The sequence below is a fragment of the Halomonas sp. BC2 genome (assembly GCF_002078115.1).
Taxonomy (GTDB): Bacteria; Pseudomonadota; Gammaproteobacteria; order Pseudomonadales; family Halomonadaceae; genus Vreelandella; species Vreelandella stevensii.
In genome coordinates, this window is sequence record NZ_LFGT01000008.1 from 111,021 (window position 1) to 119,935 (window position 8,915).

General features: G+C 61.4%; 8 protein-coding genes and 2 pseudogenes. 7 read left to right on the forward strand and 3 right to left on the reverse strand.

Annotation, left to right across the window (positions count from 1 at the left end; genetic code table 11):
* The 6 genes and pseudogenes from B7L71_RS05865 to B7L71_RS05890 all read left to right on the forward strand — a co-directional run.
* Window positions 1–581 (forward strand): annotated as a pseudogene (locus B7L71_RS05865) (16S rRNA (cytosine(967)-C(5))-methyltransferase RsmB); the annotation flags it as partial.
* A gap of 65 nt (window positions 582–646) precedes the next feature.
* Window positions 647–853, forward strand: a complete 207-nt coding sequence (locus tag B7L71_RS05870) for a dodecin (protein ID WP_016914940.1) — start codon at window positions 647–649, stop codon at window positions 851–853.
* A 111-nt stretch (window positions 854–964) separates the two neighbouring features.
* Entirely contained in the window at window positions 965–2,338 is a 1,374-nt protein-coding gene (gene trkA / locus B7L71_RS05875) for a Trk system potassium transporter TrkA (protein ID WP_039179559.1), read from the forward strand.
* Between the two features lie 30 nt (window positions 2,339–2,368).
* Window positions 2,369–3,817, forward strand: a complete 1,449-nt coding sequence (locus B7L71_RS05880) for a TrkH family potassium uptake protein (RefSeq protein WP_081136610.1) — start codon at window positions 2,369–2,371, stop codon at window positions 3,815–3,817.
* 74 nt (window positions 3,818–3,891) lie between these two features.
* Window positions 3,892–5,137, forward strand: a pseudogene (locus B7L71_RS05885) (TraB/GumN family protein).
* Entirely contained in the window at window positions 5,134–6,045 is a 912-nt protein-coding gene (locus B7L71_RS05890; RefSeq protein ID WP_081136612.1) for a DMT family transporter, read from the forward strand. The pseudogene B7L71_RS05885 and the gene B7L71_RS05890 overlap by 4 nt, the downstream one beginning before the upstream one ends.
* Here B7L71_RS05890 and B7L71_RS05895 read toward each other — a convergent pair whose 3' ends face one another.
* The 3 genes from B7L71_RS05895 to B7L71_RS05905 all read right to left on the reverse strand — a co-directional run bounded on the left by B7L71_RS05895 (window position 6,046) and on the right by B7L71_RS05905 (window position 7,680).
* Window positions 6,046–6,822 (reverse strand): tRNA-uridine aminocarboxypropyltransferase, encoded by a 777-nt coding sequence (locus B7L71_RS05895; protein WP_081136614.1) that lies wholly within the window; start codon window positions 6,820–6,822, stop codon window positions 6,046–6,048.
* A 76-nt stretch (window positions 6,823–6,898) separates the two neighbouring features.
* Entirely contained in the window at window positions 6,899–7,378 is a 480-nt protein-coding gene (locus B7L71_RS05900; RefSeq protein WP_170919441.1) for a hypothetical protein, read from the reverse strand.
* On the reverse strand, window positions 7,375–7,680 hold the full coding sequence (locus tag B7L71_RS05905; RefSeq protein ID WP_081136616.1) for a nucleotidyltransferase domain-containing protein: 306 nt from the start codon (window positions 7,678–7,680) through the stop codon (window positions 7,375–7,377). Before B7L71_RS05905 ends, B7L71_RS05900 begins: the two co-directional genes overlap by 4 nt.
* Before the next feature lie 169 nt (window positions 7,681–7,849).
* Here B7L71_RS05905 and bioB point away from each other — a divergent pair.
* The coding region (bioB, locus tag B7L71_RS05910; RefSeq protein ID WP_081136618.1) for a biotin synthase BioB at window positions 7,850–8,915 on the forward strand (1,066 nt) is incomplete at its 3' end.

Genomic DNA, 8,915 nt, shown 5'->3' on the forward strand with positions numbered 1-8,915 from the left:
TGGCGCCCAGGCCCGGCGCCCATGTGCTGGATGCCTGCAGCGCCCCGGGCGGCAAGACGGCCCATTTGCTGGAGCAGTTCGATATCGCCCTGACAGCGCTGGACAGCGACAATCAGCGCCTGGCCCGTGTCGATGACACCCTCGCTCGGCTGGGGCTCGCTGCAGAGCTGAAACATGCCGATGCGACCACCCGCGACTGGTGGAGCGGGACGCCGTTCGATGCCATTTTGCTGGATGCCCCCTGCTCCGGCACGGGCGTGATTCGCCGCCATCCGGACATCAAGGCCCTGCGCCGCAAAGAGGACATTCGTCAGCTGGCCAGCCTGCAGCAGCGCCTGCTCGACAACCTGTGGCCGCTGCTCCGCCCCGGCGGTACGCTGCTCTACGCCACCTGCTCGGTGCTGCCGGAAGAGAACAGCGGCCAGATCGAGGCCTTCCTGGCCCGCACCCCCGACGCCCGGGCCACCACGCCGAACGATGTGGCCTGGGGCGAGCCCAGCGGGCCGGGCAGGCAACTGTTTCCCGCACAAAACAGTCACGATGGCTTTTTTTATGCCAGACTGGAGAAGCAGACTGCCTAAGGCAAGCGCAAGCGCCTGGCCTCAGGGGCATTAGGCAGTGAATTCATGACAAGGATGGAGAACACATGAGTCATCACACCTACAAGCACATCGAACTTACCGGCTCTTCCGAAAAAGGTATTGAGGAAGCCGTTCAGAACGCATTGGCCAAAGCGTCCGAAAGCGTGCACAACATGCGTTGGCTGGAAGTGACCGATACGCGGGGTCACATAGAAGATGGGCGTGTTGCCCACTGGCAGGTCACGATCAAGGTCGGCTTCACGCTGGAGTAATCGTCACCTGCTTTTCGACGGCGGCTGGTTTACACTGGCCGCCGTCTTTGTTGCAGCGCACACCGCGTGCTGATAAAACGCTGGCGCTCATAACGGAACCGATGCTTAGCGATGAAAATCATCATTCTCGGCGCCGGCCAGGTCGGCGGCACCCTGGCGGAGCACCTTGCCCGCGAGGAAAACGACATTACCGTCGTCGACACCGACGGCGCCAAGCTACGCGAACTGCACACCAAGCTGGATATCCGCACGGTCACCGGCGCGGGCTCCTACCCCATCGTGCTGCGCCAGGCGGGCTGCGAAGACGCCGACATGCTGATCGCGGTGACCAACACCGACGAGATCAACATGATTGCCTGTCAGGTGGCCCACACGCTGTTTCGCACCCCCACCAAGATCGCGCGAGTACGCTCCACGGCTTACCTCACCCGCAAGGGCCTGTTTGCCCACGAAGCCATTCCCATCGACGTCTTGATCAGCCCGGAACAGGTGGTGACCGACCACGTACGCCGTTTGATCGAGCATCCCGGCGCCCTGCAGGTGCTGGAGTTTGCCGGAGGGCTGGTGCAGCTGGTGGCGGTGAAAGCCTTCTATGGCGGCCCGCTGGTGGGCCAGAACCTCGCCTTCCTGGGCAAGCACATGCCCAACGTGGAAACCCGCGTCGCCGCCATCTACCGGCGCAATCGGCCGATCATCCCCCAGGGCGACACGGTCATCGAAGCCGACGACGAAGTGTTCTTCCTGGCGGCGCGGCGGGATATCCGCGCGGTGATGAGCGAGCTGCGCAAGGTGGAGCGCGACTTCCGCCGGGTGGTGATTGCCGGGGGTGGCAACATCGGCGAACGCCTGGCGGAGCATCTGGAGCATAGCCATCAGGTCAAGATCATCGAGCACAGCCTGGAGCGCTGCACCACGCTCTCGGAGCGGCTGGACCGCACCGTGGTGCTGCACGGCAGCGCCACCAGCAAGCGCCTGCTGGAAGAAGAGAACATCGAGGATTGCGACATCTTCTGCGCCCTGACCAACGACGACGAGGTGAACATCATGTCGTCGCTGCTGGCCAAGCGGCTGGGGGCCAAGAAGGTGCTCACGCTGATCAACAACGCCGCCTACGTGGACCTGGTCCAGGGTGGCGATATCGATATCGCCATTTCACCGCAGCAGGCCACCATCGGCAGCCTGCTGACCCACGTGCGCCGGGGCGATATCGTCAACGTGCACTCCCTGCGCCGGGGTGCGGCGGAAGCCATCGAGGCGATTGCCCACGGCGACAAGCAGTCTTCCAAGGTGGTGGGCCGCACCATCGATGAGATCGAGCTTCCCGAAGGCACCACCATCGGTGCCGTGGTGCGCGGCAAGGAAGTGATGATTGCCCACGGCGACGTGCGCGTGGAGAGCGGTGATCACCTGATTCTGTTCGTGATCGACAAACGGCGTATCCGCGACGTCGAGCGGCTTTTCCAGGTGGGATTGACGTTTTTCTAGGAACCAGCCAGCAATGAGACCATCCCTGCCATGAGCCTGCGGATTATTCTACGTATCTTGGGCCTGCTGCTGATGCTGTTCAGCCTCACCATGCTGCCTCCCATGCTGATGTCGCTGTGGTTTCGCGACGGCGTTTGGCATGCGTTCATGAGCGGCATTGCGATTTCCGTCATCACCGGCCTGCTGATCTACCTGCCGAACCGCCGGGCGCGCAAGGAGCTGCGCATTCGGGACGGTTTCATCATCGCGGCCATGTTCTGGACCGTGCTGGCACTGTTCGGCTCGCTGCCGCTGATGCTGTTTGGCGAGGACTCCCTGAGCATTACCGATGCCGTCTTCGAATCCTTTTCGGGCCTGACCACCACCGGGGCCACGGTCATTACCGGCATCGATTTTCTGCCCGAGTCGATCCGCTACTACCGCCAGCAGCTGCAGTGGCTGGGCGGTATGGGCATCGTGGTACTGGCGGTGGCCATCCTGCCGACCCTGGGGGTCGGGGGCATGGCCCTGTACCGCACGGAAATTCCGGGGCCGCTGAAAGACTCCAAGCTGACGCCGCGCATCACCGAAACCGCCAAGGCACTGTGGTATATCTACGCCACCTTGACCTTTGCCTGCTTCGTGGCTTACATGGTCGCGGGCATGGATTGGTTCGATGCGCTGGGCCACAGCTTTTCCACGGTCGCCATCGGCGGATTTTCGACTCATGACCTGAGCATCGGCTATTTCGATAGCGCCGCCATCGAGCTGATCTGCATCAGCTTCATGCTGATTTCGGCGGTGAGCTTCAGCCTCCACTTCGTGGCCTGGCGCGAGAAGCGCCTGACCCACTATTTTCAGGACCCGGAAGCCCGGTTTCTGCTGCTGTTCCTGACGGGTCTGACCGTGATTACCGTCATTACCCTGTGGCTGACCAAGACCTATGACGACATCACCGGCCTGCGGCATGCGCTGTTCGAGGTCGTCTCCGTGGCTACCACGGCGGGATTCGCCGTGGCCGACTTCTCAGGCTGGCCTGGGGCAATTCCGTTTCTGCTGTTCATTGCCGCCTTCGTAGGGGGCTGCTCGGGCTCCACCGCTGGCGGCATGAAAGTGATCCGCATCATCCTGATTCTCAAGCAGGGCATGCGCGAAGTCATGCGCCTGATTCACCCCAACGCGGTGATTGCGGTGAAGGTCGGCAAGGTCAGCGTACCCGACAGCATCGCGCAGGCGGTATGGGGCTTTTTTTCGGCCTATGTCATGCTGTTCTTCCTGATGCTGGTGGGTGTGATGGCCACCGGCGTGGATCAAGTGACCGCCTGGTCGGCGGTGGGCTCGGCGCTCAACAACCTGGGCCCTGCGCTGGGCGAAGCCAGCAGCCACTATGGCGACTTACCCAGCCTGGCCAAATGGATTCTGGTACTGGCCATGCTGATGGGGCGCCTGGAAATTTTCACCGTCCTGGTGCTCTTTACTCCGGCCTTCTGGCGGCGTTGATACACCACTGAGCCCCGGTATTGACGGCTTGTGTACGTTTTCACCTTTTTATACTTATATATCGAGACTGTTGAATGACCCACGACGACACTACGCGGCCACCGACGCCGCCCCTGCCCTCCACTAGCGGCCCGCTGAAAACCGTGACCGTGGGCGACACCTGCTACACCCTGCTGGGCACGGCCCATGTCTCGGCCGAAAGCGCCGACGACGTGCGCCAATTGATTGCTACCGGCCATTTCGATGCGGTGGCCATCGAGCTGTGTGACGCCCGCCATCACAGCATGGACAACCCCGATGCCATGGGCGAGCAGGACCTGTTTCAAGTGTTCAAGCAGGGCAAGGCCGGCATGGTCGCCGCCAGCCTGGCGCTGGGGGCCTTCCAGCAGCGTATCGCCGAGCAGTCAGGCATCCAGCCAGGGGCCGAAATGCGCGCGGCGGTGGATGAGTGCCGTGCTCGCCAACTGCCGCTGCTGCTGGTGGACCGCGATGTGGGCATCACGCTCAAGCGCATCTACAGCAACGTGCCCTGGTGGCAGCGCTTCTCGCTATTTTCCGGGCTGATTGGCAGCGTGCTCTCCCGTCAGGATGTCTCCAGGGAGGAGATCGAAAAGCTCAAGGAGGGCGATATGCTGGAAGCCACCTTCAGCGAATTCGCGGCGGAATCGGAAACGCTCTACACCCCGCTGATCCGCGAACGCGACCGCTATATGGCGCTACGCCTGGCCGAAGAGGCACCTCCCGGGCGCTACTCGAAACGTGCTGGTCGTGCTCGGCGCAGGCCACCTGAAAGGCACCGGCGAGCACCTGGAAACACCGCTACCGGAAAACCCGACCCAGGAGCGGGAATCGCTGGAAGCTACTCCGCCGCCCTCCAAACTATGGAAAGCCATGCCCTGGCTGATCACCGCGCTGGTGCTCACCGGCTTTGTGGTGGGCTTTTCACGTAATACCGAGCTGGGCTGGCAGCTGGTGATGGAGTGGTTCTTGATCAACGGCCTGCTATCCGGGGGGGCGACCCTGATTGCCCTGGCACACCCGCTCACCGTGATCACGACCTTCTTTGCCGCACCGCTGACCTCGCTAAACCCCACCATTGGCGCCGGTTTCGTGGCCGCCGGGGTCGAGCTGTACATGCGCAAACCCAAGGTGCGCGATTTCTCCACCCTGCGCCATGACGTGACGCAACTGAAAGGCTGGTGGAAAAACCGCGTGTCACGCACGCTGCTGGTGTTCATTCTCGCCACGGCAGGCTCGGCCATTGGCACCTGGGTGGCAGGCTTCAGAATTGCCGGGGCGCTGTTTGGCGGCGCCGCGTGAGCCATAGCACCATTCGGCAAGCCCCCTGGCAGGCCGATGCCTTGCTGCTGCTGGTGACCACCCTGGCAGCAGGCGGGTGGATATTTTCCAAGGAAGCGCTGGCAGGCATGCCTCCGCTGCTGTTCATCGGCACCCGCTTTCTGCTCGCGGGGACCATTCTGCTGGGCTTCGCCTGGCCGACACTGCGCCATCTGCCTGCCCGGCGTATTCGCCGCGGCCTGCTGGTAGGCGTACTGTTCAGTGCGGCCATCGCCTTCTGGGTGCTGGGGTTGCATCACTCCCAGCATCTGGGAGAAAGCGCCTTCATCAACAGCCTGGGCATTCTGCTGGTGCCGGTGGTGGCTCGCCTGCTGTTTGGCGACCGTCCCGCCACCAGCACCTGGGTAGCCCTGCCCGTCGCGCTGACAGGCTTTGCGCTGTTATCGCTGAATGCCGGTTTTCGGGTGGAGGCCAGCCAGCTGCTGATGCTTTGCGCGGCCTTGTGCTTCGCGCTGCTGATCAACGTCAATACGCGGGTGGTGCGCAATGTGCCTGCCCTGTCGTTGACCACGCTGCAGCTGCTTTCCGTGGGCATCGTGTTGACCGCTGTTTCATGGGTCGTGGAAGAGCAGACGCTCTCCCTCGATGCCCCGATTCTGGGCTGGTTTCTGGCCAGCGTGCTGCTGGCCAGCTCACTGCGGTTCTTTCTTCAGATCAAGGCGCAGGGCATGACCACGCCGAGCCATGCAGCGGTCATTCTGATGCTGGAGGCCGTCTGGACGGCGCTGCTGGCCGCCTGGTGGTTCAACGAAACCATGTCGGCGCTTCAGCTCACCGGCTGCGCGCTGATTTTCACGGCCCTGCTGATCAACCGCTGGTACTGGGTGCGCAAGGTGCTGTTGCGCTGGCTACCCGGCGCCAGGCCTTGATCAGCGCGGCGTATCCCCCGCCTTTCGGGCCAACAGCCGAGTCATGGCCGCCGTCGGCTCCTCGATCTTGCGGTAGTAACGGCTCTCGGCGTAGCTGTCGTTGAACACATCGAAGTAGTCGTCCAGCACGCTGGCGGCATTTTCATCACCGCTCTGACGCAGCAGCTCGATGGCCACCTCGGCGGTGCACAGGTGGGCTTTCGAGGCGGGCTTGCGTAGCCGGTAGCGGGTTTCGCGCTCGGTGCGCAGCGGCAATACCGGCAGCGTGTCCAGGTAAGGGCTCTTGCGGAACATGCGCCGGGCCTGTCGCCAGGTGCCGTCCAGAATGATGAAGACTGGAATACGCGACTGCTGCTTGACCGCCTGGACGGCCTCCAGCCCCACCACCCGCTCCGCGTAATCCGGCTGGTCGTCAGGAAAAATCACGAACGGCGCATAGCGCGGGTCTTGCAGCAGTGCGGCCAGCTTCTCGTCCGGCGCCGTGCGATACCAGGTAAATACCCGAGTGTTGGTCAGCACATCGCCAATCAGGCGGCCGGTATTGGTCGGCTTGAAGTGCTCGATGGAGTGGGTCAGCAGCCACACCTGAGCGTCACTCTCTGCCTTGATCTGATAAGGGCACAGGCAGTTCAACTCGGGCAGATTGCATCCTTCGCAGCGCTTGACGAAGCTGCCGCGCGCTTTGAATTCGCGCCGCGGCGGCCGCGGGTGCCCCGTGGCCGGGTCGCGGTCGGTCAAGGCGTCATGCTCAGGGGGCAGCGAGGTCGCGTCAGGCATCTGCGCTCCAGTGGTGATCAAAGGGCGCAGAGTATAAAGCAGCGTGGGGTTGAACAGCCAGATGCTAGTCCGGCCGCTATCTTTCAAATGTCAGCGACAGCTTTTGGCCAATACGCTCAAGCATAGCCACCAACCTAGGCACAGATTCAATGGCTAGCATTAATATCGCTGCATTTTTATCTGGGTCGTCTGGATACTCATGGGCGAAGCGATTGCGAAGCATCCGTAAGGACTGCCACTGTTCACTCTCTTCCAAATAGCCCAATTTCTCTAAACGATGGAGTTTATCCAGCATTGGGCGATCTTCGTAGGGCTCTTGAAGGTAAAGCAGTACCGAGGGGAACAGCCGAGTCCCCATCGCATCTTGTAATTTGCCAAATCTTAGTACGAACTGATCCAAGCTTTGAATCTGCGCATCGTCCAGCGCCGCTAATTGGCTCCCCGACAGCGGTAAGCATGGTGTAAGAGACGAGAGCGCATAGTCAATAAAATGCATATGCCGTTGGCACTCACGCCATGCTTCTTGCAAACGTAGTAGTGCAATATCCTGAGTCATAATGGAAGTCCTGCCCGCTCAGCAATACTAAAAATGGCCGGATAATTCTGGCGGCTGGGATAATCAATCAGCATATCGATTTTTTGCTCGCCGAGTAGCTGCTGAAGCTTTACTTGGCAGCGCATTTCAGCCCGTACTATGTCATTGACATCGTGGATATCCGTTGTGATCAGAAGATCAATATCGCCACCTTTGGCTTGATCATCCGTGCGGGAGCCAAACAGCTTTACGTTCGCTTGCGGCCCAAAACACGACTTCACGGCGCTGACGATGGCCTGACGCTGAACATCATTTAAGCGCATCGTTGACCTCCTTAGCCTACGCATTAGCCATTTATTACTTTCAAAAGGCTAGCATATTTTAGCCTTTCTTTTCCCCACTCATGGTAAACCAACTCTCTTAAAAAAGTTGACACCTTCAGCACAGCCCCGCTAGAGTCCTGTCAACTTTCAAAAGAATATAGGTTTACCCGTGACCGCTACTTCGACTGCTTCTCACGCGACGGATGCCGCGCCGCGCCATGACTGGACCCTCGAGGAAATCGACGCGCTGTTTGCGTTGCCCTTCAACGACCTGCTGTTTCAGGCCCAGCAGGTACATCGGGCACACTTCGATGCCAACGCAGTGCAGGTGTCTACCCTGCTGTCGATCAAGACCGGGGCCTGCCCGGAAGACTGCAAGTACTGCCCCCAATCGGGTCACTACAACACTCAGCTGGAAAAAGAGAAGCTGCTGGAAATAGAGAAAGTGGTGGCCCAGGCCAAGGCCGCCAAAGAGGCAGGCGCCAGCCGCTTCTGCATGGGAGCGGCCTGGCGCAGCCCCCAAGACAAGGATTTGCTGGCGGTGGAAGAGATGGTGCGCCAGGTGAAAGCGCTGGGGCTCGAAACCTGCATGACGCTGGGCATGGTCGATGGTGAACAGGCCACCCGGCTGGCCGCCGCGGGGCTGGACTACTACAACCACAACCTCGACACCTCCCCCGACTACTACGGCGAAATCATCACCACGCGCACCTATAGCGACCGCCTGGAAACTCTGGCCACCGTGCGCGACGCCGGTATGAAGGTGTGTTCTGGCGGTATTCTCGGCATGGGCGAAGGCGCCCAGGATCGCAGCGCGCTGCTGCAACAGCTGGCCAGGCTCTCCCCGCATCCTGAGTCGGTGCCGATCAACATGCTGGTAAAGGTACCGGGCACCCCGCTGGAAAACGCGGAGGACCTGGACCCGCTGACGTTCATCCGCGCCATTGCCGTGGCGCGCATCATGATGCCCCAGAGCCATGTGCGCCTCTCGGCAGGCCGCGAGCAGATGAGCGAATCCACCCAGGCGCTTGCCTTTCTGGCCGGTGCCAACTCGATTTTCTACGGCGACAAGCTGCTGACCACCGGCAACCCCCAGGCAGAGCGCGACCGCGCGCTGTTTGCCAAGCTGGGCCTGCACCCCGAGCGCCGCGATACCTGCGAAGACGACACGCAGCATAGCGAGCGGCTGGCCCAGCAGGCTCAGCGCAATGCCCAGGCCGAACGCGCTGCGGCGC

Excerpts from the sequence above, each read along its gene's own strand:
- B7L71_RS05870 (WP_016914940.1), top strand. The coding sequence starts at position 647 with ATGAGTCATCACACCTACAAGCACATCGAACTTACCGGCTCTTCCGAA.
- trkA (WP_039179559.1), top strand. The coding sequence starts at position 965 with ATGAAAATCATCATTCTCGGCGCCGGCCAGGTCGGCGGCACCCTGGCG.
- B7L71_RS05880 (WP_081136610.1), top strand. The coding sequence starts at position 2,369 with ATGAGCCTGCGGATTATTCTACGTATCTTGGGCCTGCTGCTGATGCTG.
- B7L71_RS05895 (WP_081136614.1), bottom strand. The coding sequence starts at position 6,822 with ATGCCTGACGCGACCTCGCTGCCCCCTGAGCATGACGCCTTGACCGAC.
- B7L71_RS05900 (WP_170919441.1), bottom strand. The coding sequence starts at position 7,378 with ATGACTCAGGATATTGCACTACTACGTTTGCAAGAAGCATGGCGTGAG.
- B7L71_RS05905 (WP_081136616.1), bottom strand. The coding sequence starts at position 7,680 with ATGCGCTTAAATGATGTTCAGCGTCAGGCCATCGTCAGCGCCGTGAAG.